We start from the raw sequence: 25,530 nt of genomic DNA, 5'->3' as shown, positions 1-25,530 counted from the left end.
TTATGGCTGAACCATTATTTACAAGAGTTGACCGTCCGGTTGGGAATTTGGTCAGTGATGTTATAGAGGGCAGGGTGGGTCTACCTGACCTCCAGCGTCCTTTTGTCTGGAAAGACAGCGATGTTAGGGATTTGCTTGATTCCATGCTTCGAGGCTATCCAATTGGATATTGCATTCTTTGGGAAGCTCCTGATGATCAGGAGGACAAGAAGTCCTCGATAGGTCTCAACGAGAAGAACTATGCAACCCCAAAAGAGCTTGTAATCGACGGCCAGCAACGCCTTACTGCGCTTGTGTCTTCGCTTTACGGAGTTCCGGTCAAGGATCAGACGTTCTCTGACAGGACGATCAGAATCGCATACGATCCAATCACAAGGGAATTCCATACGTGGGACGCGGCGATTGCCAATGATGCTCGCTATATTTCAGACGTTAGCAAGGTTTTCGAGGCGAAAAGAAATAACGAAGCAACGAAGTTCAGGCGTGAGTTTATCAAGCGACTGAATGAGGCGAACGAAAAGCGTGAAGCCGAAGCGCTTGATGACAATGCAAAAACGGCTATCGAGGACGGAATTAACGAACTTCTCAATCTTGAGACCACGTATCTTATTCCCATCCTGTCGATTTCGAACAAAGCAGACGAAGAGCAGATGTCTCAAATCTTCATTCGAGTCAATTCAGGCGGCACGAAGCTTAACGAGGACGACTTCATCATGACTCTGCTTTCGGTGTATGAGCCAAAGACAAGGCAGCGTATTGAGGATTGGTGCGAGGCGAGCCATAAGCCCGGCATCGGGACTTCCTACAACGCCCTGTTGACGATTAAGCCTAGTCACGTCATTAGGGCAACTGTAGGACTCGGCTTTGGTCGCGGCCGGTTGCGCTATGCTCGACTGATTCTGAACGGTCGAGATCTTAAAACACGCGAAACAAGCGCCGCCAAGCGCGAGGAGAACTTCGAGAAGTTTGATGCTGCTTTGGACAAGGTCCTGAACCTTAACGTTTGGCACGCCTTCATCAATGCGCTAGGCGAGGCTGGCTATGTGAATAGCAGAATGATTAGCTCCGAGAACACGATACCGTTGACGTACACTATCGCACTTATCGCGAAGCATCGTTTCGGTATCAATGGCGTTGAGCTTCAGCAGGTATCAAAGCGCTGGTTCTCGATGGCGATCCTCACCCAGATGTACACCGGCAACTTCGAGTCGGTGTTCGAACAGCAAATGAATTCCATCGAGGAGCTTTCCGACGTTGATTCGTTTAGGGCTTGGGTAGACTCCGAGATTGCCTCACGACTTACCGATGACTACTTTGGTGTTACGCTTCCTAATGAGCTTGATAAGAATCGCGCAAGTGGCCCTGTATGGAATGGGTTCCTCGCGGCCCAAGTTGTCCTTGGTTCTCGCGTGTTGTTCAATACCGGCACTGTTGCGCAACTGCTGCTTCCTAGCAGTAGTGGTACCAAGAAGGCGTATGACAAGCACCATATTTTCCCTGCGAACTTCTTGAAAGGCGGCCCATACGAATATGCGAAAGATCGCAGAGCAAATTTCGTCTGCGTTGATTATCAGAACAATATCTACATCAGTGACGATGATCCGAAGCTATACGTTACGAAATACAGGGAAGCCTTGGGTGATGATGCTTACCGCGCAACTTGCTATGACAACGCTTTGCCGTATGACTTTGAGAATATGGAATACCCTGACTTCATGAGGGAGCGTTGTAAGCTCATGTCTGAAATGATCAAGAAGGCTTTCCTTAGGCTCTAGTCATTAGCGAAACGATTGACAAATGCGGGGGCCGCAATGGCCCCCGTATCTATTGAGTTCTAACGTTGACTGCGGTTTTGTCAGAAAGCCACCAAATTATGTCCCGTTGAGTTTCGTTTGAGTTTCGCATCCGTTTTAAGGGTTGTGGGACAAGTTACTGGGACAATTTACTCTTCGGTTTTTCCTTTACTCTCCGTTCGCTGGGTGTCGCCATGTCCGAGGCGTACGGCGATTTAGAGTAAAAACGATTAAAACACCAGTTCAAAAGGCATAAAGAAACCCCCTGAAATGCATGGATTTCAGGGGGTTCAAATCCTTTTACTCTACCTAAATCGCAGGCGGCTTTGCATTTTTCCTTACATGGCGTCATCAGACGGTACACCACGGACGGAAAACGCAGGTCAAAGCCCTATCGTCTTACTCCCACTCGGTGGTTATAGTTTTGCCGTCTCGTCACTCCAATTGCACCCAGTTTTCGGCGGCATCTCGAAGTGAGTGCCGCTGAATGACGCGACGTCGCGTTTCATCGGCTTCGGGGACAAAAGCTGGGACAACTTCAAAAACCATTTTCAAACTCAGAGTATTGAGTTTTTATTTTTGTCCCAAGGGGCACGGAGAGCCGCCTTTGGAGGCTCGATATCGCCGAAAAACGCCCGTTTTGAAACTCAACCGCCTTTGAGCCTGCAAACCACCAGCTTCAACAGTAAGTGAGTCGACGCGGGTGGCTTACGAGCCGTTCACAAAACCGCAGGCCACAGGTCTTTGTCAACGATAAGCAAAGTGAATAGTCTCAGGTGGCTTGCCCATGAGTTGGCGTAAGCCTGTTTAGCAAAAGGCTAATCGGACACGACAGGCCGCCCGCATGGCGACGGCGTTTCCCGTGCGGGCACAAACAGCCCTGCGTGCCCTGTCGCGCGATATCCCAATGCGACGTTCAGAACCCTACCCGCCAAGCAGCCACCTCGCGAAATTCAGCACGAGCACGCCCTCCCGGGTATGGGGCTCATGCCTCGTGCGAGTGATGAGAATCTTCGGGAATGCATCCCCGATGGATAGAATCGGCGCAATCTCCCTCTCGAGCGTCGAATCGGCGCCGATATCGTCGCTCACATACACTTTCCTTCCCGGTTTCGAAACTTGGAAGGCAGTATGCGCAAGGATGCGTCGAGGTGCGATCCCAGTCGTACCATGCCAGCAGAGATGTCGAGGCACATTCGTTCATGCTGCAATGCGGGCATCGGAGATGAAAAACAGCCCGTCGGGTAGTCATGGGCGTGCGGGAGCCCGCATCAGTAACCTGCCTCCTCGGTTGTCCCTTCTTTGCATGGTCGTCTACATAAAGGAGGAACCAGCCATGCAGATCAGCATGCTTGCCCTTCTTGGGTCACGGACCGGGGAGGCGAGGGCCTCCGTCGGGACCGCCCCGAGCAACCGGCATATCCAAGGAATGACAAGGCTCGATCGCTGTGCTGGTCAGGATGCCGAAGCGGGCCGTCCGCCAATCGGAATGCGGGTCAGGATGCTGCAACGTGATTCCAGCTGCAGGATACGGCTCCTTTGCGGTTGCCGCAAAACCTGCTGGCAACATTCTTACTATCCGAATGATGTACGCATCCCTTGGGATCGTTTCGCCTGACCAGGGCCATCTTCAGCGCCTCATCGGCCAGCTCGGCAGGCGCCTCTTCCACGCGTAATAGCCCTGGCGGGTCACCTATGCAACCAAAGATACAAAAGGAATCGAATGGCCAGAGAGGATTGCCCTTACCGATGCTCGATTCTTGACAGGCAAACTCAAGCCTCGTTAATATTACATGGTTTGCCAGACCGAATTAACAAAGGAGGGGTGTCGTGGTTGGTCTTTTCCGCACGTGGATGAGCGCCTAGAAAGCGGCGCTGTTGTGGCGTCGCGCTGTTTTTCTGCACGCCATTTCACGATTGGACATAACCATGATATTTGAAACCTCTCGGGGCAGGTCTGTTCTGCTGTGCCATTCATGGCAATTCAAGCTTTGTTTCGTATGGGGCGGGGAGCTCGTTTCGACATTGACGAGTTCGATTCTCCAAATGGGTCTTATTTGGCATCTCGCCCTCACGACAGGGTCGTCTTCTCTCCTCTCCTTAGCATCGCTGGCAGGCTTTCTGCCGATTGCTTTGTTCGGAATCCTTGCGGGCGCCGTTGTCGACAGACTGCCTTTGAAACGTGTCCTCATCGGCGCCGACCTCTTCATTGCCGCGGTGGGTGCCGCCTTGGCGATTGCCTCGTTGGCCGGCAGCTTACCTGCATGGCTAATTCTCATCGCCCTGTTTCTCCGTCCAGTTGGTACTTCGTTCTACACGCCAGCCTCCCAATCTCTCACGCCCCATCTCGCCCCGCCAGAGCATCTCGTTCGCCTATCGGGGGTGACTCAGGCGATTCAGTCCGGCGGATACATTCTTGGCGCCGCGCTTGCAGCAGTGATTTATCCCGTGGCGGGCATTACCGCTATGATTGTCCTCGACGTGCTGGGAGCGCTTTTCGCTTCTTTAGCCGTCCTCGCCGCACAGATAGACGCAGGGGGCCTCGATGAAGCCGACCGCAGCTTGTCCTTTTCCAATAAGGTTCGAGAGCTCTTCTCTGAGATTTCGGACGGCTACAAGCTGATTAGGGAGTACAGGGGGCTGTTCGCCCTTCTTTGGTGCGGGTTCGTCTTCGCTTTCGCGTTCTCTCCGCTCGCGGCATTGTTCCCAATAATGACCTTGGGGCATTTTGGCGGTAGCACGGGGGATGCCGCTTTGGTGGAAATCCTTTTTTCTGCAGGCATGCTGGCTGGGTCCGGCATTTTGGCGGCCACGGGAGGGTTCCGCAATAGGTCGTTCACCATGGTCGCCGCGATTGCCGGCTTCGGCATTGCCGCAATCGTATCCGGATCGCTCGGCCCGTCATTGTTCGCTGCTTTCCTGCCGGTGAGCTTTCTTATGGGCGCATGCTCCCCGTTGTACGCGGGAACCCAGACTGCCCTTATGCAGGAGCAGATACCTCCTGAGTACCTAGGCCGCGTTTTCGGCCTCTACGGAACCATCATGGCGTGGGCCATGCCCATGGGCCTCGCAGCCCCCTCCGTTTTTGCGGATCTGCTTGGAGCTCCGTTATGGTTCGTCGGCTCTGGAGCGACCATGGTACTGCTTGCGATGGCTATGCTGCTTGCTCCGAGCGTCCGAAACGCGGGGAAAAGAGATACCGGGCAGATTCAATAGCCCAAGTATTCGAAAAAAAGAGGCAGCAGCCATCGGTTCAAGCGTCAGCCTTCAAGCCCTTGCGACGACGAGGTATTGCACCGACATTCCGCATCGCGCTCCTTATTCGTCGCCAACTATCATTTTCGGATTTGCCGGCTTGCGCAAGGTCAAAACGCTCGCGCCGGCAATTGGGCAAAGGCGAAAAATCGACGTGAGCAATCTTTTTTGGCATGGCTGCGCTTCCAGTAAAACGCTAATACACAAAAGGCGGTTCAACCTATGGAACTCATAGTCAAAGCTAAAGACATCTTTTTGGAATATGCCGGCCGCGATATCCTAGATATCGAAGAGTTGGAAATCTACTCCTACGATCGCATCGGCTTGGTGGGAGACAATGGCGCAGGCAAAACCAGCCTGCTTAAAATTCTGAGCGGCAATCTTACCATTGCGGACGCCGACGTCAGGCGCTTCGGCAGCATTGCCCTCATCGGCCAACTCGATGAACTCGACCTTGATGCGGCTCAGGACAGTGGTGAGATGCTCTCCCGTCTCAACGTCGCCGGAGTGGCGCAGGAGACGATGAGCGGCGGGGAGGAAACACGCGCCAAGATTGCCTCTGCACTCTCCCAGCATGCAAGCGCGATCTTCGCCGACGAGCCTACGAGCCACCTCGACCAAGACGGCATCCGCCTTCTCGTCGGACAACTCAAGGCATTTGATGGGGCTCTGCTCATCGTGAGCCATGACCGTCATTTTCTCGACCAGGTGGTAGACAAGATCTGGGAGCTCAAAGACGGCGGTATTTCCGAATTCTGGGGTGACTACTCCGACTATCTGCGACAGAAAGAAGAAGAGCGCAAAGCTCAGGCGACTCGATACGAAGAGGCGATGCGCGAGCGCGATCGCCTCGAAGCCGCCATCGAAAAACAACGGAAAAAAGCACGGCAGGTCGACGCCAAGCGGAAGGCTGCGAAAAAAAGCAACGAGTATGCAGGTCGATTGGGGCATCAGAAAGCAACCGGCACCAAACAGAAGAGGATGTACCAGGCGGCTAAGGACATGGAGAAGCGCCTCGAAGCGCTCGAAGGGATTGAGGCCCCAGATAGCATTCGCGCCGTGCGGTTCCGCCAGAGCAAGGCCCTGGAACTGCATAGTAAATTTCCCATCTCGGCAGACGATTTCAGCTTGAGCTTCGGCAACTGCATGCTCTATGACCACGCGAAATTCGAGATACCGCTCGGTGCCAAAGTGGCCATCACCGGTGGCAACGGTACAGGAAAGACCAGCCTGCTGAAGGCAATCGCTCGACGCGCCGACGGTATCAACATCTCTCCCAAGGCAGAGATCGGTTACTTCGAGCAAACAGGCTACAAGTTCGACGCCCGTCAGTCTGCGATCTCGTTCATGCAGGATGGTTGCGAGTACAGCATGACCGAAATTCGAGGCATCCTCGCCTCTATGGGAATCGGACCGCGCGACCTGACAAAGGACGTTGGCGTTCTCTCGGGAGGCGAAGTCATCAAGCTGCTACTCGCGAAGATGCTGCTGGGCAGATACAACATCTTGCTCATGGACGAGCCTGGAAATTACCTGGACATCAAGAGCGCCGAAGCCCTCGAGCAGATGATGAGCGCCTATGCCGGAACGATAGTGTTCGTCTCCCACGATAAGAGGCTGGTCGAGAACGTCGCAGACATTGTCTACGAAATAAAGGACACCAAGCTAGTCAAAATCTTTCAGCGCGAATAGCCCTAAATGAGCAAGAAATAATCCCCGAACGGAGACAAGGGAGTAAAACGGCAAAGAAAGAGCCTCCGTCCCAACGCAGGGAACGGAGGCTCTTTAATCGCTTTTACTCATCTCCGTCGCTGGTGGCTTTGTCATGACTCTCGTACGAAACGAAACTCAGCGGCACAGTGCGGCACTCAAAATCGCAGGTCAGAACCCTATCGGCCTACTCCCACTCAATGGTCGCAGGTGGCTTTGGAGTGATGTCGTAGGCTACACGGTTAACGCCAGCAACTTCGCTAACGATGCGAGAAGAAATACGGGTCAGCAGCTCGTATGGGAGCTTTGCCCAGTCAGCGGTCATAGCGTCGCTGGACTCAACGGCACGCAGGATAACCGGACGGGCATACGTACGCTCGTCGCCCATAACACCAACGGACTTAATGTCGGGTAGAACGGCAAAGTACTGCCAAACACTGTGCTCGGAGTTACGGTCGCCTGTCTCGTCAAAGAGTTTGGCGTTGTAAGCATCAATCTCTTCACGGACAATAGCGTCTGCGTTGCGGAGAATCTCCAGCTTTTCTGGGGTAACGTCGCCAATGATGCGGATAGCAAGACCAGGACCTGGGAATGGTTGCCTGTAGACAAGGTTCTCTGGCAGGCCGAGAGAAACACCCAGCGCACGGACCTCATCCTTAAAGAAGTGATCCAGAGGCTCAATCAGGTCAAAGTGAACGCCCTCTGGGAATGGAATCAGGTTGTGGTGGCTCTTGATAGTTGCAGCTTTGCCGCCCGTCTTACGAGCACCGGACTCAATAATGTCAGGATAAATGGTGCCCTGTGCCAGGAACTGAACGCCGTCCAGCTTCTGAGCCTCGTCAAAGAAGACCTTCCAGAACTCAGTACCAATCAGGCGACGCTTCATCTCTGGCTCGGTAACGCCAGCTAGAAGCTTAGCGTAGCGCTCCTCCGCATGAACATGAATCAGAGGCACGTTGAACTGCTTGCGGAAGACCTGCTCAACCATCTCTGGCTCACCCTTACGGAGCATGCCGTGGTTCACAAACACGCAGGTAAGCTGATCGCCAATAGCACGGTGGACAAGGGCAGCAACAACAGAAGAGTCAACGCCCCCGGAAAGCGCCAAAATAACGCGGCCATCACCAACCTTCTGGCGAATCTCCTCTACCTTCTGCTCAATGATGTTGTCCATAGTCCACGTCTTCTCAAAACCACAGATATTGAACAGGAAGTTAGAAAGCATCTGAGAACCGCACTCGGTGTGGTTAACCTCTGGATGGAACTGCGTAGAATACAGGTTCTTAGCAGCGTTTTCCATAGCTGCAATAGGGCAAACGTCGGTAGAAGCGGTAACGGTAAAGCCCTCTGGAACCTCAGACACAGCATCACGGTGGCTCATCCAAACGGTCTGCTGCTCAGCGGTGCCGTCAAAAATGCGGCTCTCCCCCGCGCGGGTCAGATGAGCTGGGCCATACTCGCCCTTCTCGGTATGTCCAACGGTGCCACCTAGGGTAACCGCCATAATCTGCTGTCCATAGCAGAAACCAAAGACAGGAAGGCCAAGCTCCAGAATCTCGGGGTCAATCTTTGGCGCATCCTCCGCGTAAACAGAAGCAGGGCCGCCGGACAAAATGAGCGCAGATGGATTGAGCTCACGAAGCTCATCTGCGGAAATATCACAAGGAACAATCTCGGAGTAGACGTTAAGATCACGCACGCGACGTGCAATTAATTGGCCGTACTGGGCACCAAAGTCTAGAACTGCAACAAACTGCTTGGGCCTGGACTCGCTCATGCATGACTCCGCTTCTCCGGTTTCCCGGTCACTTTTGATTCTGTGCCAACGCACAACGCCGCACGTATGGACACATATCTCTACCACGAATTTATTGCTATTAATAATACCTTCAACCAGCCGATAACACCACGAGAGATTGCGCGCGCCAAAAAGTCTTCTTATTCTGCGCAAACAAAAGACGGCAAAGTTCTATAATCTGACGAGATATGCTACTAATTTCTAACAATTATAAAACACAGAATATGGCGAGAAGAGCAGGTCAAAAGTACGGTAATTTAAAATGTAATTGTTTTGTGACGACAAAAACTGGTAACAGTTTTTAAGTACCTATCTGTAATAATTTTCTCACGCTCGCAAGACGAATTGGAGTTTAGTTTATGAAAAAAGTACTGGTCAGACTAGGTGCATTTCTTGTGCCATTTATGATTGTTGTTACTTTTGTGACAACATTCGCTTCTGCTGCAACTGTTTCACCGGTTCAAATTACCAGCATGTCTGTGGCTGATGATACCTATACACCAGTAAATGAGATTACCACTGATAATCTGTACCATATTACAATTAACTGGGAATCTACCGCATCTACCGTGGCAGAAGGTGACTATTTTGATATTACTCTGCCCGATAAAGTCCAGTTCACTGCCACACAAAACACAACTCCAATTGAAGTTAAAGATCCTAACGGTGCAACCGTAGCGTGGGCTTATCCAACTCCAGCAGCAGGTAGCATCTTCGGTGGAACTCTGCATGTTGTTTATACAGACTATGCAAACACCCACACCCAGATTAGGGGTACTTTCTCGCTGTCCGCTCTCTACGACCGCGACGCCATCAACGCTGGCGATAATACCCACATTGATTTTGGCGTTAACGGCACCGCTGTTCCTCTCAACATGATTATTCGTCCAAAGAACACCATTGGCCAAGAGTGGCTCAACAAGTGGGGCGGCCCTGTTACCGGTACCGAGTCCGAGGTACTTTGGTATGTTCGTCTTAACTACTCCGCTTCTAACATGACTGGCGTTGAGTTCTCTGACTCCCTCTCTGATAGAAACGGCGGCGACCTGCCAGCATCGGTAACCTACATTGCTAACTCTTTCCACCTCTATCGTGCAGACTTTGATGGAACGGGTAACTTCAGCAACCTTCAGGAGGTCACCATTCCTAATGGTGCACTTTCTATTGCAGCTGACGGCCACTCCTACCACCTTAACCTGAGCGGCGTTGACTTCTCCCAGGGTCAGCGTTACCTCCTGCAGTATCGCACCACCTTTATCCCAGGTATGGCTCTGCATAACTATGGTGTGCTTACCAACGCTGGCGGTGCTCCAAGAAGTGAGATTGGCTTTACCTACTACTCTCCAAGCAACTCCGGCGGCGCAATCGGCAATCTTGTCGGCCGCATCCGCATTATCAAGGTTGATGCTGACAACGCAACTACCCAGCTTCCAGGCGCAACTTTTAAGGTAACAAGCGTTGCTAACCCAGCTGATTCTTGGACTCTTACTACAGGCGCCGATGGAACTGCAACCTCCGAGAGGCTCACTACCGGCTCCTACACCATCGAAGAGATCACCGCTCCAGATGGCTATGTGCGTGACGCTACGGTCTACACCGTAAACGTTGACAATCAGTCCGGCACTATCAAGATTATTGAGAACAAGAAGAACGCTCATGCAGACATTCCTGTGCAGAAAGTCTGGAATGGTGCAGAGGGCGGAGCAGTAACTGTTCACCTGCTTGCAAACGGCGTTGACACTGGTAAGACCCTTACCTTGAGCTCTGACAACAACTGGCAGGATTCCTTCACAGGTCTTGAGGCTTATGCTGCTGACGGCTCCGAGATTACCTACACCATCTCTGAAGACGAGGTAGCCGGCTACACCAGCCAGATTACTGGCGACGCAACTCAGGGCTTTGTAGTCACCAACACCCAGGTTCCTCCAACTCCAGAGAAGCCTGCTAAGACTCGCAAGAAGTCCAACCTCCCCTACACCGGAGATGCATCTTCTGTCGCAGGCGTCCTCTTTGGATCTTTGGCAGCACTGGGCAGCGCAGTTGCACTTAAGCGTCGCAAGTAAGTCTGGCACGCAATTGTAGCAGCACAGGCGCGCAGCTCCACGCAACGTTACAAGAACGTCTTGTCCTCGTGGCAAGGCGTTCTTTTTTGGCGAGAAAACCGTCTATTTTGCAAGGCTCCACAGAACTTCTCGCCTCCTTAATTGCATACAGAAAAATGACCTATTCGGAATCACGTATAAAAAGTGACTAATGTCCAGCATTTGAATTTACTAGAGGTAATATTTATCCATTTTTATTACGTTAAGCTGCACATAGTGCAGAATGTTTGTTGTGAACAATTGTGAAGAACCTGTGAATTTAGCTGTACTTTATTTAAAAGGTATCAGAAAAAGAACCGATAAATTCCTTGTACCTGCATAAATATTTGAACTTTAAAAAAGCTATATAAATATATACAGAATCTCAAATAAATTCTCTTTGTAATAGGTGAAAATAGACGCATCTATTGCAAAGGAGTCCTGATGAACAAACGACTGTTTAAGCTGTTAAGTTTTGTCTTCATGCTGGTCCTGGCGCTTCCGCTTGCTGCAAAATCAGCTTTTGCTGAGACTGCAAGCACTGAAGCTGCTACAGGCACCCCTAAAGCGGTTGTCGCAACCATTACAGAGTTTAGAGTTGAAGATCGTTTTGGTAAAACAGCTACCGAAGTTAACAAGGCAAATGTGTATGCCATTGCTATGACGTGGGACGCCTCTGCAAACGCTAACGTAGAGCCGGGCGATTACTTTGACGTCACCCTCCCTAACGAGATGAGGTTTACCGCAGCTAATCCTGCGTCTACCTTTAACATCACCGATGCAGCAACCGGCGAGGTTATGGCAGTAGCTCATGTCAACCCTGGTACCGGTGGTTTTGGTGGAAACATGCGTGTTGTCTTTACCAACTACGTTAACAACCACACTGACCTGCGCGGTACCGCTCGACTTGGCTTTACCATTGATTCGCAGCGTGTTCAGACAGGTACCGGCAAGTCTTTTATCTTTACTGTCTCTGGCAACCCTGTTCCTGTAACGTTTGATGTCACTGCTCCTGGCACCATTGGTACTGAGTACCTTTCCAAGTGGGGCAAGATTGTTGATGGCAACGCAAACGAGATTCAATGGACCGGCCGCATCAACTACTCTGGTGGGAACTTCCACAACGTCCGTCTACACGACCAGCTCCTTGACCAGGGCGGCGGAGATCTTCCTGCAGAGATTAGGTATGTTCCAGGCTCTTTTGAGCTTTGGAGCGCTCGCTTTGACTCGTACGGCTCAACCATCCCAGGAACCGATACGCGTATCCCTATTACCCCAGGTATGCTCACTATTTCTCCTGATGGACAGTCGTTTGATCTTGACCTTTCTGGCATAGACCTCAGCAACGGTCAGAGCTTTAAGTTCAAGTATCGCACCACGTACGTTCCAGGTGTTGCTCTGCGTAACCTCATCAAGATGTACTCCGACAAGCCTGAGTGGAGCTCCGATTGGGTATATCGCAACGCAACTTCCGGTGGAGAAGGTACTTCTACCATCATCGCTCGAATCCGCATTATCAAGGTGGATAAGGACGACCACAACACCAAGCTTGCTGGCGCAGTCTTTAAGGTAACCAGCACCACTGATCCATCTAAGACCTGGACTATTACCACTGGTGCAGACGGTACCGCTACCACCGAGAAACTCCCTGCTGGCACCTACAGTGTTCAGGAGATTACCGCTCCTGATGGCTATCAGCTCAATACCGATACGTATAACCTCACCGTTTCTGCAACCACCGGCGTTATTAAGACCGTTGAAGACGAGAAGACCCCAACAGTTGACGTACAGGTCAACAAGACATGGGTGGGAACTGTCGGCGGTCCTGTTACCGTCAGGCTCTACAAAGACGGCGTTGCTAGCACCGAGACAGTCACTCTTGACCAGACCAATAACTGGGCTGCAACATTTAGCGGTCTTCTCCGCAACGATGCAACAGACGGTCACGTTATTGCTTACACCGTAGTAGAAGAGAATGTTCCTGCTGGATATACCAGTGCAGTCTCGGGCAACCAGACTGATGGCTTCACGGTTACCAACACCGAGATTCCACCAAACACTCCTCCTACCACGCCACCAAATACCCCACCAAATACACCACCAAACACCCCACCTGCAACTCCTCCATCAGAGACTCCAAAGAAGCCAAAGAAGAAGCAGCCAAAGCTTCCTGAGACTGGTGACCTCTCCGAGATCGCTCTTGTTGCAGTAGCTACCGTGGGCAGCGTTATTACGACGCTTGGCTATGCTCTGAAGGATCGTCGTAAGTAAGACAGCGTTGCGCAGTAAGTAACGACATGAGCAATAGTTGCTCGTACTTCTCGCGCCAAGCTCCACGAACTTCTCGCACACATCCCCGCTTCACACGTTGAAGCGGGGATTTTTTGTGGCAGGTTTGTTTCCATGCAGCACAAAGACGCAAAATTGCGTATAGTAGATGTTTGACAAAACGCATTGGGCAAACGCAGATTAAACACAAAGGAGCCCCAATGGCCAGAAGGTCACATTCATCTCAAAATCACGGTCACAACAGCCGTGATAGGTACGAAGATACCCCTGAGTACGATACAGAGGACTTCGCACAGGACGATTATGACGCTTATAATCAGGGCGCATATCAACCTCGCACGCTGGGCAGCGTTCGAAGCGCAGGTGCAAGTTCTGCTCGCAACAATCACGAATCCCACGGCTCCAGGTTTACGCGCGAGCCTTTGATTGGCCAGACCAACGTTGGCGACGAGTGGCCCGAAGAAGCCCCAGCTCAGCAGCAAAAACACACCCACTTTGCTGCACATCGAGCGGGTGCCGTGAGCCATGCGCCTTCGCGCGCAGAAGGCGTGGGCGCATATTCCAAGAAGCGCCAAGGTTCTTCTCGCGGTCGTGGTCTTAAGATCTTTGCCGGCATTCTGGGAACATTGCTGCTGGTAGCAGGCGTAGCGTTTGCGTGGTGGATGCTGGATACTAACTCAAAGCTCCGACAGGGCTTGGACGCAAACCTGCAGGCTACGCTGGTACAGGTTGCTCCGTCTGACCCGTTCTACATGCTGCTTCTTGGTGTCGATAAGGACGAGGGGCGTGCAGAGAACTGGGGTGATTCCGACGCAAACTTCCGCGCCGACACTATCATTTTGGCTCGCGTGGACCCCAAGAATAAGAAGATTACCCTGATTTCTATCCCCCGAGATACTATGGTTGACCTGGGAGAACACGGAAAGCAAAAGATTAACTCCGCATACAGCTATGGCGGCGCATCCGGAATGGTCGAGGCCGTTTCCAAGCTGGCAAACGTCAACATCTCGCACTATGCCGAGGTAGACTTTGAGTCGTTCACCAAGATTGTGGACTCCATCGGCGGCATTACGGTCAACCTGCCCGTAGCCGTCTCTGACATGCAATACTCAGGTATCGACCTTCCTGCCGGCGAGCAGCAGCTCAACGGCCAGCAAGCGCTCGGCCTTTCTCGCAGTCGTCACGCATACGACAACTACGGCGCAGGCGACTTCTACCGCGCGGCTAACCAGCGCATGATTTTGACGGCCATTGCTAAGAAAGTCCTGCAGCTGGACCCTGTTTCTATGTCCGGTGCCGTTTCGACCATGGCCGAGAGCGTGACTACCGACTTTAACGTTACCGATATTGTGGGCCTGGCCATGTCATTCAGGGGCATGGATACCTCCAAGGATATGTATTCCGCGCGTACGCCGACAACGTCCGAGCTCATTGATGACGTGTGGTATGAGATTGTCGATAAGAGCGCGTGGAAGACCATGATGGACCGCGTAAACCAGGCGCTGCCTCCTCTGGAGGATGCAAGTACTGACGAAACCACAGGCGTTGTGGGCACCGTTGGAGGAGACCCTTCTGCTATCGACAGCATCAAGCCTGACTATACCGGTGAAGTTGCCGTGCTTAACGGCACCGACGTTCAAGGGCTTGCAGCTCAGAAGGCTGGCATCCTCAAGACAAAGGGTTACACCGCTTACGCCGACAGCTCTCTGGAGCATCCAACCGACTCGATTATCATCTACGACGGCACGCGTACGGGCCTGGCAAAGGCCGTTGGCGTTGCAAAAGCGCTGGACATTCCTACCGCTAACATCAAGGCAAACGACGGCTCCTACCCAACTGACGTGGACATCACCGTGGTCCTGGGCACCGATCAGGCTCCTAAGCGCTAGCGGTCCGCACGACGACCCGCGGCGACTTGACGACACGCGGTGATACGCAGCCTGCGACCCGCTACAGCGTGCGCCACACAGCGCGCTACCCCACCCCACACAAAAACGGGCGAGAAGATCGGTCTTCTCGCCCGTTTTACGTTTACCGTAAGCAGTTTTGTGGCTTAGACGTTAAAGCGGAAGTGCATGACGTCGCCGTCCTCGACCACGTACTCCTTGCCCTCGATGCGTAGCTTGCCCGCAGTCTTGCAGCCGGCCTCGCCGCCCAGCTCAACGTAGTCGTTGTAGCTGGCAACCTCAGCCTTGATGAAACCGCGCTCAAAATCGGAGTGGATGACGCCGGCGGCCTCGGGAGCCTTAGCGCCAATGCGGACGGTCCACGCCCTGACCTCCATAGGACCAGCGGTGAAGTAACTCTGCAGGCCAAGTAGCTTGTATGCTGCCTGGGCAAGCGTCTCCAGGCCGGAGTGCTCCAGTCCCAGGGACTCCAGGTACTCTGCAGCCTCCTCTGGATCAAGGTCAGCAAGCTCAGCCTCGACACCTGCGCAAACAGGGATGGACTGAACGCCATTAATGACAGGAGCGGGCTCGGTGAGCATGTCTTCGTCGACGTTTGCGACATACAGGATTGGTTTCATGGTAAGCAGGAAAAGATCGCGAGCAGCCAGACGCTCCTCGTCGGTCATCTCCATGTCAGCGGCGCGATTGCCCTCGTTCAGCCACTCCTGAAGGCGCTTTGCCACGTTAAGCTTGGGCTGGAGGTCCTTATCGCGCTTGGTCTCTTTCTCCAGCTTAGGCAAGGCGCGCTCAATGGTGCCCAGGTCAGCGAGGATGAGCTCCGTCTGGATGATGTCAACGTCCTCGTCAGGATTGACGCGACCCTCAACGTGGATGACGTCGGGATCTTTGAAGTAACGAACAACCTCGCAGATAGCGTCGGTGTTGCGAATGTTTGCCAGGAACTGGTTGCCCAGACCCTCGCCCTCGTTTGCACCCTTGACCAGGCCAGCGATGTCCACAAACTCAACGGTTGCAGGCATGATGCGACCAGGATTGACAATCTCGGCCAGCTTCTGAAGCCTTGCGTCTGGTACGTCAACGATGCCCACGTTAGGGTCGATGGTAGCAAACGGATAGTTTGCGGCCAGGCCACCCTTGCGGGTCAGCGCGGTGAACAGCGTGGATTTACCAACGTTTGGCAGGCCAACGATACCAATTGAAAGCGACATGTGAGTCCTCTTGTTGTCGGTGGACGGTTACGGTTACTTGCGTTTCTGGCGAGAAGAACGAGCAGCTAGAAGCGTTGTGCTGTGTACGCGCTACTTGCTACTCCACATTATCCTCTTTTGGAGGTTGTTGTGCGGCGGTAGCCGAGCTCGAAGCACTGGTGGAATCCGCAGCGAAGCCCGCAGCAGCGTCTGTAGCAAGATGTGCGGCGGCTTCCTCATTCGAGTCCTCGGTGATTGAATCCGCCAGGTGTTTGAGCTGCTCCTTGCCGGTGTCAAAAATGAAGCGAGCCTTGCGACGAGCCAAAGCCTCAAGACGCTCGGTCTCCTCGGCCTTGCGATCACGAACAACTAGCTCAGAAGTGTTCATCGGCACCATCGTAAGCGCACCAGGCTCTGGGCAGACAATTTCGCAGGCGCCGCAGTTGACGCAGAACGGCATCTTAATGGTTAACTTACCGCGCTCGTCGATGTCAATTGCATGCGTTGTGCAGGTGTTTTTACAGTCTCCGCAAACCGTACACTTGCTGGAATCCCAGATAGGAGCTTCGAGCTTCACGTAAGGAGCCAGGTCTGGATCGTGCTGGAGGGCGCCCATGACCAGACGACGATCCTGCGTGAGCATGGACTGCCTCATGTCGGTGGTGCGAAGACCCATCACGTCATCAAGCTGCGTCTGAAGCTTATCCAGGGAGCGAGCGTGATTGTTAATGCGATCAGCAATTGCCTTGGCGCCTGCGAGAATAGGCGTCGACGCAGATACCAGGCGTTCTGCACCGTTCATCGCGTTGGAGATGAACTGTGAGCGAATATAGGCGCGTGTGAAGTTGTGGTTGAGGTTATTGCCGTCGACCTCGAGGCCAACTGTAGCACCCGTCCACTCCTCAGCGGTAGCGATTGCCTGGGTATATGCCTCCTCGCCAGTGGTGGTGCGACAACGGTCGCAAACACCCAACGGCAGGTAAACGCTTACGTTGTCAAAGTCCGTAAGGATCGAGAACCAAATGTCGGCCGAGAGCATACCCACGCAAGGCAGGCAAATCTCATTGCCCTCAGGTTTTCTCGCCAGAGCACGCGTACAGGTAATGTAGCACTGCTCGTACGCGGAAGCCGCGCGAGCTACCTGGTCATATAGCATGCGGGACGTGTGGCGACGCGTATTAAACGTCTCGGTTGGGCACGCAGCAACACAGAGGCCGCACTGCAGGCACGCCTCGTCGTCGATGCGCACGGACTGGTTGTGGATATCAATGCAATTAGCTGGGCAAACGTCAAGACAGCGAGAACATGCCTCGGCTTTTCCCGAGGCGCACCTCAGGCAGCGATTAGCGTTTGACCAGGGGATTTCCTTGTAGTCCATTGGCTCGAACGGTTTGTCCGTGTTTGGGTCAATAGACAGGCTTCCCATCAGCGCGTCGAGCGGGTTAGAGAGCACCTGGAGGGAGTCCTGGATATCAATGAGGTCGTCGAGAAAATCTCGCTCCTCGTTACGATTCTGGTTCTGAGCCATGGTGCCTCCTCTCCTTTGGCGCGTGGCGGATGGTTCAAGTATGCGAGCTGGTCGCATGGACCAAGCGTAGTCGCAAATAAATATTCTAACCTGTAGCGACCAATAATTCCGCTCAAATGACGTCACATTCATACGATTTCGATTAATGGACGATGAGCGGATAAACGTTGCAGTCGTGACAAGACGGGTTTCTCGCCTGCGACAAGACGGGTTTCTCGCCAAGTTGTTGCGACGGTAGAAAAAATCGGGCCCAGCGAGAGGCTGGACCCGATTGAAATGACGCGAAGGCGCGGATTAGTACATGCCGCCCTGGCCGCCCTGAGCAGCTGCGCGAGAAATGGACTCCTCGATGGTGGTGTCCTTTGGCATCTCGGAAACAGTTGCCTCGGTGATGAGGATGAGGGATGCAACGGAAGCTGCATTCTGGAGTGTGGTGCGGGTGACCTTAACTGGGTCAAGAACGCCCATCTCAATCATGTCGCCATACTGGCCGGAAGCGGAGTCAAGACCCTGACCGGTTGGGAGTGCCTTGATCTTCTCGACAACTACGCTGCCCTCGAAGCCAGCGTTGTTAGCGATGGTGCGGACTGGAGCCTCAAGTGCCTTGCGGATGATCTCAACGCCGATCTTCTCGTCTGCGTCAGAGGTCTGAACGCTATCAAGGACAGAGGAAGCAGCCAGGAAGGAAACGCCGCCACCTGCGACGATGCCCTCCTCGACAGCTGCGCGAGTTGCCTGAAGTGCGTCCTCGATGCGGTGCTTGATCTCCTTGAGCTCAACCTCGGTAGCTGCGCCAACCTTGATGACTGCGACGCCGCCGGCGAGCTTAGCAAGACGCTCCTGGAGCTTCTCACGGTCAAAGTCAGAGGTGGTGTTCTCAATCTCAGCCTTGATCTGGGTGATACGGTCGTCGATCGCCTCCTTGGAGCCAGCGCCACCAACGATGGTAGTGGTCTCCTTGGTAACCTTGACGGACTTAGCGCGGCCGAGCATCTCTGCGCTGATCTCGTTGAGGTTGACGCCGAGCTCCTTGATGACTGCCTGGCCACCGGTGAGAATAGCGATGTCCTCGAGCATGCGCTTACGACGGTCGCCGTATGCAGGAGCCTTGATTGCGCAGACGTTCAGAACGCCGCGGAGCTTGTTGAGGATGAGGGTGGTCAGAGCCTCGCCGTCGACGTCCTCAGCCATGATGAGCAGAGGTGCGCCCTGCTTCTGGACAGCCTCAAGGATAGGCAGGATATCCTGGATGGAGGAAATCTTGTTGTCGGTCATGAGGATGTAAGGATTGTCCAGCTCAGCGGTGAGGGTCTCGTTGTTGGTTGCGAAGTAAGGGGAAACGTAACCCTTGTCAAACTGCATACCCTCAACAGTGTCGATGTCGATGCCGAAGGTCTGGGACTCCTCAACGGTGATGACGCCGTCCTTGCCGACAACGTCCATAGCGTCGGAAATCTTGCCACCGATGACTGGATCACCTGCGGAAATGGTACCAACGGAAGCAATCTGCTGCTTAGTTGAGACTTCCTTAGCGATGCCCCTCATCTGAGCGACGACAGCCTCAACGGCCTTGTCGATACCGCGGCGAATTGCGATTGGGTTTGCACCAGCTGCAACGTTGCGGAGGCCCTCGTTAACGATGACCTGTGCAAGCAGGGTTGCGGTGGTGGTACCGTCGCCGACGGTGTCGTTAGTCTTGGTTGCAACCTCTTTGACCAGCTGAGCACCCATGTTCTCTACTGGGTCCTTGAGCTCAATCTCGCGAGCAACGGAGACGCCATCGTTAGTGATGGTTGGTGCGCCGTAAGAACGCTGCAGAGCAACGTAGCGACCCTTAGGTCCAAGAGTGGTGGTTACGGCATCTGCCAGGGTGTTTACGCCCTTAGCAAGCTTGGCACGAGCGTCGGTGCCAAAATCGATATCTTTAGCCATGGTATTCCTCCAAAATAGCTGAACTTACAAGTAAAAAGCGGACGAACAAAGATGCAAGCGACTAAGCTGCGAGCAAACAAGCTACGATCAAACGAGCTGAGAGCAAACGAGCTACGAGCGATTAGTCCTCGAGGACTGCAAGGATGTCGTCAGCACGAAGAAGTAGGAGCTCCTCGCCGTCTACCTTGACCTCGGTGCCGCCGAACTTGCCATAAAATACCTGGTCGCCGACTTTAACATCAAGAGCGATGCGATTGCCATTCTGATCAAGCTTGCCAGTTCCAACTGCGAGGACCTCGCCACGCTGAGGAAGCTCCTGAGCTGCAGATGCAATGTAGAGACCAGAGGATGTCTTCTCCTCTTTTGGAGCAGGCTTTACCAGAACACGATCTCCAAGTGGCTTCAAATTCATAATGAAAACCTCCCTTTCGGGCCAAGCCCGATATTGGCGCCAAGCGCCCTTTTCCAACGCTATTAGTTATTCCACACGGGAAAACAATTTATACGAAATATTGTGAAAATCTTACAAAACCGACTTAGATTTTCTGTAGGTGTGCAGTATAAGCCGTCAACGGTTATGCGCAGTCTGGTAGGTGCGGGCAGAGCGCGGGCGACGTGCGGGCTGCGTACAGACGCGCGATGCTGCTGAGCTGCTGGTAGACGCGGTTTGCGTCGGCAGGCGCGAGCGCCAGGTGGTCTTCACCTGCAATTTCTTGCCATTAGCATAATTTTTGGTGCAAATATTCGCTGCGTGCATATTCTTCTAGTGATATTCGTGATTTTGCATAGGAAAAATGAGCGCCTCTTTGGGAGGGTCCAATTTGGGTAAAAAATGCGTTTAGTTGGGGATGAAATGGAGTATTCAGAAAAATCGCATCTACATTTTACCAGGTGGCAAATTCTATCCAGATTTCTGATTATTTGTCCAAAGCAAAACAGCAGGTAGACTCGATGCATAGAATCCTGTTATTTCTGTAAACTCCAACTAAACGCATTTTTTACCACTTCGGGGTCATTTTTGGGCCAAAACCATCTCTTCCCCACCCGTAGCAAAAATCAACCTGCATAAAAGTACCCGGCTATTCATATACATGAATAGCCGGGTACTGAACGCCTAAGAAATGCGTGCTACCGCGCTATCGCCGCATGCTACGATCTGCCGCGCTACGATCTGCCGCGCTTACGCCTCCAAGCTCTCCAGTTCAGAGAGCCAAAGCGAGCTAGAAGCGTCGGATGGCATGCGCAGGTCGCCGCGCGGAGACAGCGAAACCGAGCCAACCTTTGGTCCATCAGGCATCGCCGAGCGCTTGAACTGCTGCGAGAAGAAACGACGGTAGAACACCTTTAGCCAGCGCACGATAGTCTCGTGGTCGTAAATCTCCTGGTCAGTGCCTGTGCCAAACGCACATTCAGCAAGACGTAGAACTTTGAGTGGACCACTTCCATGACGAAGCACGTGGAACAAGAAGAAATCGTGCAACTCGTATGGGCCAACCAGGTCCTCCGTCTTCTGCTCAATGGAACCGTCTGCCGCGGATGGCAGCAGCTCAGGAGAAACCGGTGTGTCCAGAACGTCGCGCAAAACGTGAGCAATTTCGTCCTCGCCCTGCTCCTCATAAGCGTCTGCGCAGTAATCGACAAGGTACCTGACCAGCGTCTTTGGTACCGAAGCATTCACGCCGTACATGGACATCTGGTCACCGTTATACGTTGCCCAACCAAGCGCCAGCTCGGATAGGTCGCCCGTGCCAATAACCATGCCGCTCACCTGGTTGGCAACGTCCATCAGGATCTGCGTGCGTTCACGAGCCTGGGCGTTTTCGTACACGACGTCGTGAACATCCTGGTTGTGGCCAATGTCGGCAAAGTGCTGCAGCACGGAATCCACAATGGAAATCTCGCGCAGGTCAGCGCCAAGCGACTGCACCAGCTCAATAGCGTTGGTGTACGTGCGGTCCGTGGTGCCAAATCCCGGCATCGTCACAGCTACAATGCCCGAGCGGTCGTATCCCAGCTGGTCAAACGCTCGCACCGTGACGAGAAGGGCCAGCGTAGAGTCAAGTCCTCCCGAAATGCCAATAACCGCGTGGTCAGAGCCGGTATGCGCCAGTCTTGAAGCCAAACCGTGAGCCTGAATCGACAGAATCTCCTCGCAGCGTGTTGTGCGAGCGTCATCCATCGCGGGCACAAACGGATGTGGGTCAACGTACCTGGTCAGCGGCGTGCGGATAGCAAGTTCGACGCCCTCGCCTTCGCTGTCGTGCCCGTGACCTGCGGCGGCGTGCTCGTTGCCGCCCTCGCCGTCAAACTCCAGCGAGAAATACGTGGTCAGGTGCTTGTAATCCTCCGGCGTCGGAGCAACCTCAAACGTCGACATGCGCCTGCGGTCGGCCGCCAGCGACAGCACGTCAATCTCGGACACGGCGATACCCTCGCCAAACACGCCGGAGTCGGCGAGCACACGGCCATTCTCGACAACAAGATCATGGCCCGAGAAAACCAAATCAGTCGTAGACTCGCCCTCGCCTGCACTCGCGTAAGCGTAGCCGCAGATCAGACGCGCGCTTTGCTGCGCAACCAGCTGACGACGGTACGCGGACTTGCCAGCCAGCGCGGGCGAGGCGGACAAGTTGCAGATCAGCGTGGCGCCGGCGACGGCGTGCGCATTTGACGGCGGCATGGGCACCCAGAGGTCCTCGCAGATCTCTGCGCCCACGACCAGCTCAGGAATGGTGTCGCACGCAAACAGCTGGTTGGTACCAAACGGCACTTCGCCGAGCAGGCCAAAGTCCACGCTCGTGACGGTCTTGGGACCAGGAACAAAGTGTCGGCCCTCGTAAAACTCGTTGTACATGGGCACGTAACGCTTGGGCACCAGACCCAACAGCTCTCCCCTAAAGAGAACGGCGGCGCAGTTGTAGAGCTTGCTAGCCACGCGAACAGGCAGTCCTAGCAGCAGCAACGCGTCGACGTCGGCCGTGCGAGCGGCAATCGAGACCAAGCCGCGCTCGGCAGCGTCCAGAAGGGCGTCCTGCCAGAACAGATCCTCGCAGGTGTAGCCCGTGATGCAAAGCTCGGGCAGCACGACCACCTTGGCGCTGCGATTACCTGCGGCTTCTTCAATGGCGGCCAGGCAGCTCTCCACGTTAAACGCCACATCGGCCACGCGAACGCGCGGCGTGATACTTGCAACTTTGATGAATCCGTCTTGCACAATTGCCTCCTTACATGCCGCTTGGGACAACGGGTGCCGCATCCGACGACCACGATCCCAGCTGCGCGTTGGGGTTTGCGTCCAAGGTCAATGGCGAGAAACCCTTCGTACGGTAGCTACGAAGTGCGCCCACGGCAATCATTGCGGCGTTGTCGCCACAAACCGACATCGGAGGCACCGTTACTCGAACGCCCATACGACCAAAGGTTTCCTTATATGCAGCTCTAAGTGCGGGGTTTGCAGCTACGCCGCCACCCACGCAGAAATCGGAGACGCCCGTCTCCTCAACAGCGGTTTTAGCCTTTGCAACCTGCACGTCAATAACTGCCTGCTCAAAAGAGGCAGCCAAATCAGGCAGATTGATTGCTCTACCTGCGCGATTCTCGCCCTCAATGTAGGTAATAACGGCTGTCTTTAGGCCGGAAAGACTAAAGGAATAGTCGCCGCTGTGCATCATCGCGCGCGGGAAGCGGATGGCCTTAGGATTGCCCTGAGCTGCAAGTTTGCTGATCACAGGGCCACCTGGATAGCCGAGGCCAAGCGCCTTGGCAACCTTATCAAATGCCTCACCCACAGCGTCATCAATAGTGGAGCCCAGGACCACGTAATCTCCCCAGGCGCGCACGTGTACCAGCATAGTATTGCCGCCCGAGACCAGGCTGGCCACAAATGGTGGCTCCAGGTCAGGCGTCTCAAACAGGTTGGCCAGCAAGTGGCCTTCCAGGTGATGAACGGGAATAAGCGGCAGGTCAGTGGCCACGCAGAAGCCCTTGGCAAACGCCACGCCTACAACAAGCGCGCCGACAAGGCCTGGACCTGCAGTAACACCAACGGCGGCCAGGTCAGACGGCACCAGCGTGTCGCAACCAAAGTGCGCGCCCGCGCGGGCCAAGGTCTCCTCGAAAAGACCCACAATAGCCTCGGTGTGCTTGCGAGAAGCAATCTCGGGCACGACGCCGCCAAAGCGAGCGTGGAAGTCAATTTGCGTTGCGACAACGTTTGCGCAGACCACGCCATGCGAATCCATGATGCACATGGCAGTTTCGTCGCACGAGGACTCAAGACTAAGAATCAAATCCCCCGCCTTGCGCAGTGCTGCAAGCGTCTCTTCAGAACGCTCACCTGCAACAATAGGCCACGGACGCACTGACGCATGGGGCTCGGGATTTCTGGCCTCAAAGCCAACACCAACTGCTAGAGGCAGCTGTGCCGTCATCAAAAGCGCCGCACAATCTGGACCGTAATATCCCGGGCGACGACCAACCTCAACAAATCCCAGCTTGTTATAGGCGCCCTGAGCTGGAGCGTTATCTTCCTCCACCTCAAGAGTGATTGTAGATGCGCCCAGCATCTGGGCATCGTATGCCACGCGTTCTACCAGCTTGGATGCAATTCCTTGGCGACGACGCTCGGGCGCTACCACCACTTCTTCCACCTCAAACTGAGCTCCTGCCAGGCGACCACCCGCAAAGCCAATAACCGTTCCGCGGTCGTGAGCCAGCCACCAGCTGCGCCCAACGCCCGAGAGTTCGTCATAGAACACCTGCTTTGACCAGGCCGAATGCGCAGCGTCGGCATATGTTGCCGCCTCAAGCTCCGCCACCTGATCCAGATCGTTCATCGTCATCGGACGAAGCTGCAGGTGAATATCAGCCAGCGCATCATCCACGCCGGTCAAAGTCACCGTTGCCGGCTCCTTGAGACCCAAACGCTTGCGCTCCGACTCCTCCGCGTCCGAAAGTCGCGTGTAAATGGGCAGCACCAACGCCGGATCGCCCGCACCCGCCTGCTGATACTCGGGCATACATACCGCGCGTACCAGGCCTTCTCCTGTTGGAAACCACGTTGCTTCATCGGTATATGTCGAGAAACCCGCGCGCTCAAAACGCTCACGGTACTTCACTAAACCATTGCCCGTAAGCGTGATCTGGTCCTTATCAGTCCTGCTCGACCACTCCTCCACACAAGCGTCTGCCTTGAGGACGGTCTCCACCGGGAAAGTTCTATGTGCTCCAGCGTCATCCAGCAGGTAGATGCCCGGATAGACCTCGCCGCGCATGGCGTCTGCAACAACACCAACGGTGCCGCGCACGCCCGCCTTCCACGCGCTGAACGCCATGGCATCAAGTGCGCTTGCGCCGTAAAGTGGCAGGCCAGAGCCGCACGCAATGCCTTTTGCGGTAGCCACGCCAATGCGTACTCCCGTGAACGATCCAGGTCCTCGACCTGCGATAACAGCGTCAACGTCGGTCATGGTCAGACCAGCAGCCTTAAGCACCTCCTGGACCGAGCCCACAAGCTCCACGTTTGCCTGGCGACGGCACAGGTGATCCGTTGACGCTAGCACCTCAACGTCAAACCCGCCGTCCGCGGCCGCTACGCTGTCCGCCGCAGCGGCATCACGCCTGGTCAGACGCGCGACCGTACACGCCAGCATGTCTGTAGACGTATCAACCGCAAGCACTACGTTTGTTTCATTTTTTATAGCAAGCATAAACACTCTTCTCGGCGTAAAAACGCCTTGTATCACGCCAATATTTCTTCTTGTAACTCTATAACTATACGCCAAGCCACGCCCGCAAACAGCGCAAGTCCCAACCCCGCAAAACTTTTATGCACCGACTTATCTACCGGCGCGTATATACATCAGTACCTAATCAAAACCTTGGCTGGCGATAAACACTTTGAAGCCCATACTCTACACGTAAACTGCGAAAGTGAATAAAAATGATTGCTATAGAGAATTTACGGTTTCCACCCTATTGCTCTAGGCAATCTTGCTATTTGGTTTATAGTTAATCCATCAGCGCCCACCCAAGGCTACGCAATGCGT

14 protein-coding genes are annotated in these 25,530 nt (G+C 54.0%); 6 read left to right on the top strand and 8 right to left on the bottom strand.

The features are described from left to right. Positions 1-2 precede the first annotated feature (2 nt). Positions 3-1,775 (top strand): GmrSD restriction endonuclease domain-containing protein, encoded by a 1,773-nt coding sequence (locus tag HMPREF1647_RS04745; RefSeq protein WP_035432537.1) that lies wholly within the window; start codon positions 3-5, stop codon positions 1,773-1,775. 942 nt (positions 1,776-2,717) lie between these two features. Here HMPREF1647_RS04745 and HMPREF1647_RS07000 read toward each other — a convergent pair. Beyond that, on the bottom strand, positions 2,718-2,885 hold the full coding sequence (locus tag HMPREF1647_RS07000; protein ID WP_157966984.1) for a hypothetical protein: 168 nt from the start codon (positions 2,883-2,885) through the stop codon (positions 2,718-2,720). 837 nt (positions 2,886-3,722) lie between these two features. Here HMPREF1647_RS07000 and HMPREF1647_RS04740 point away from each other — a divergent pair. Together HMPREF1647_RS04740 and abc-f are read left to right on the top strand one after the other, a co-directional pair. Next, positions 3,723-5,009, top strand: a complete 1,287-nt coding sequence (locus tag HMPREF1647_RS04740) for an MFS transporter (RefSeq protein WP_052039145.1) — start codon at positions 3,723-3,725, stop codon at positions 5,007-5,009. 261 nt (positions 5,010-5,270) lie between these two features. Continuing rightward, positions 5,271-6,740: a ribosomal protection-like ABC-F family protein gene (abc-f, locus tag HMPREF1647_RS04735; protein ID WP_005987409.1), complete on the top strand. Its 1,470-nt coding sequence runs from the start codon at positions 5,271-5,273 to the stop codon at positions 6,738-6,740. A gap of 205 nt (positions 6,741-6,945) precedes the next feature. Here the strand turns inward: abc-f and guaA are convergent, their stop codons facing one another. After that, complete coding sequence (gene guaA, locus HMPREF1647_RS04730) at positions 6,946-8,535, bottom strand: glutamine-hydrolyzing GMP synthase (RefSeq protein ID WP_035432534.1); 1,590 nt, start codon at positions 8,533-8,535, stop codon at positions 6,946-6,948. 380 nt (positions 8,536-8,915) lie between these two features. Here guaA and HMPREF1647_RS04725 point away from each other — a divergent pair, with 380 nt between their 5' ends. From HMPREF1647_RS04725 to HMPREF1647_RS04715, 3 genes are all read left to right on the top strand, one after another. Beyond that, a complete protein-coding gene (locus HMPREF1647_RS04725; protein ID WP_035432532.1) occupies positions 8,916-10,619 on the top strand; it encodes a Cna B-type domain-containing protein in 1,704 nt (567 codons plus the stop codon). A gap of 462 nt (positions 10,620-11,081) precedes the next feature. Then, on the top strand, positions 11,082-12,908 hold the full coding sequence (locus tag HMPREF1647_RS04720) for an Ig-like domain-containing protein (RefSeq protein WP_035432529.1): 1,827 nt from the start codon (positions 11,082-11,084) through the stop codon (positions 12,906-12,908). 218 nt (positions 12,909-13,126) lie between these two features. Beyond that, a complete protein-coding gene (locus HMPREF1647_RS04715; RefSeq protein ID WP_052039144.1) occupies positions 13,127-14,815 on the top strand; it encodes an LCP family protein in 1,689 nt (562 codons plus the stop codon). Between the two features lie 164 nt (positions 14,816-14,979). Here the strand turns inward: HMPREF1647_RS04715 and ychF are convergent, their stop codons facing one another. From ychF to tsaD, 6 genes are all read right to left on the bottom strand, one after another. Next, positions 14,980-16,044: a redox-regulated ATPase YchF gene (gene ychF, locus HMPREF1647_RS04710; protein WP_035432527.1), complete on the bottom strand. Its 1,065-nt coding sequence runs from the start codon at positions 16,042-16,044 to the stop codon at positions 14,980-14,982. 97 nt (positions 16,045-16,141) lie between these two features. Continuing rightward, positions 16,142-17,551, bottom strand: coding sequence for a 4Fe-4S dicluster domain-containing protein (locus HMPREF1647_RS04705; RefSeq protein ID WP_035432525.1), 1,410 nt, complete (start codon positions 17,549-17,551; stop codon positions 16,142-16,144). Positions 17,552-17,845: 294 nt separating this feature from the next. Further along, positions 17,846-19,483, bottom strand: a complete 1,638-nt coding sequence (groL, locus tag HMPREF1647_RS04700) for a chaperonin GroEL (RefSeq protein ID WP_035432523.1) — start codon at positions 19,481-19,483, stop codon at positions 17,846-17,848. Between the two features lie 121 nt (positions 19,484-19,604). After that, positions 19,605-19,895 carry a co-chaperone GroES gene (locus HMPREF1647_RS04695; RefSeq protein WP_035428429.1) on the bottom strand — a complete coding sequence of 97 codons (291 nt, stop codon included), beginning with the start codon at positions 19,893-19,895 and terminating at the stop codon, positions 19,605-19,607. Positions 19,896-20,663: 768 nt separating this feature from the next. Further along, positions 20,664-22,697 carry an NAD(+) synthase gene (locus HMPREF1647_RS04690; RefSeq protein WP_035432521.1) on the bottom strand — a complete coding sequence of 678 codons (2,034 nt, stop codon included), beginning with the start codon at positions 22,695-22,697 and terminating at the stop codon, positions 20,664-20,666. A gap of 10 nt (positions 22,698-22,707) precedes the next feature. After that, positions 22,708-25,191, bottom strand: coding sequence for a tRNA (adenosine(37)-N6)-threonylcarbamoyltransferase complex transferase subunit TsaD (gene tsaD / locus HMPREF1647_RS04685; RefSeq protein ID WP_035432519.1), 2,484 nt, complete (start codon positions 25,189-25,191; stop codon positions 22,708-22,710). Between the last annotated feature and the right edge of the window lie 339 nt (positions 25,192-25,530).

Source organism: Lancefieldella parvula DNF00906 (assembly GCF_000758945.1).
Classification (GTDB): Bacteria; Actinomycetota; Coriobacteriia; order Coriobacteriales; family Atopobiaceae; genus Lancefieldella; species Lancefieldella parvula_C.
Note: the sequence above shows the minus strand (reverse complement) of the source record. Positions and strands in the feature narration are given on the sequence as shown.

Excerpts from the sequence above, each read along its gene's own strand:
- HMPREF1647_RS04745 (WP_035432537.1), top strand. The coding sequence starts at position 3 with ATGGCTGAACCATTATTTACAAGAGTTGACCGTCCGGTTGGGAATTTG.
- HMPREF1647_RS04740 (WP_052039145.1), top strand. The coding sequence starts at position 3,723 with ATGATATTTGAAACCTCTCGGGGCAGGTCTGTTCTGCTGTGCCATTCA.
- abc-f (WP_005987409.1), top strand. The coding sequence starts at position 5,271 with ATGGAACTCATAGTCAAAGCTAAAGACATCTTTTTGGAATATGCCGGC.
- guaA (WP_035432534.1), bottom strand. The coding sequence starts at position 8,535 with ATGAGCGAGTCCAGGCCCAAGCAGTTTGTTGCAGTTCTAGACTTTGGT.
- HMPREF1647_RS04725 (WP_035432532.1), top strand. The coding sequence starts at position 8,916 with ATGAAAAAAGTACTGGTCAGACTAGGTGCATTTCTTGTGCCATTTATG.
- HMPREF1647_RS04720 (WP_035432529.1), top strand. The coding sequence starts at position 11,082 with ATGAACAAACGACTGTTTAAGCTGTTAAGTTTTGTCTTCATGCTGGTC.
- HMPREF1647_RS04715 (WP_052039144.1), top strand. The coding sequence starts at position 13,127 with ATGGCCAGAAGGTCACATTCATCTCAAAATCACGGTCACAACAGCCGT.
- ychF (WP_035432527.1), bottom strand. The coding sequence starts at position 16,044 with ATGTCGCTTTCAATTGGTATCGTTGGCCTGCCAAACGTTGGTAAATCC.
- HMPREF1647_RS04705 (WP_035432525.1), bottom strand. The coding sequence starts at position 17,551 with ATGGCTCAGAACCAGAATCGTAACGAGGAGCGAGATTTTCTCGACGAC.
- groL (WP_035432523.1), bottom strand. The coding sequence starts at position 19,483 with ATGGCTAAAGATATCGATTTTGGCACCGACGCTCGTGCCAAGCTTGCT.
- HMPREF1647_RS04695 (WP_035428429.1), bottom strand. The coding sequence starts at position 19,895 with ATGAATTTGAAGCCACTTGGAGATCGTGTTCTGGTAAAGCCTGCTCCA.
- tsaD (WP_035432519.1), bottom strand. The coding sequence starts at position 25,191 with ATGCTTGCTATAAAAAATGAAACAAACGTAGTGCTTGCGGTTGATACG.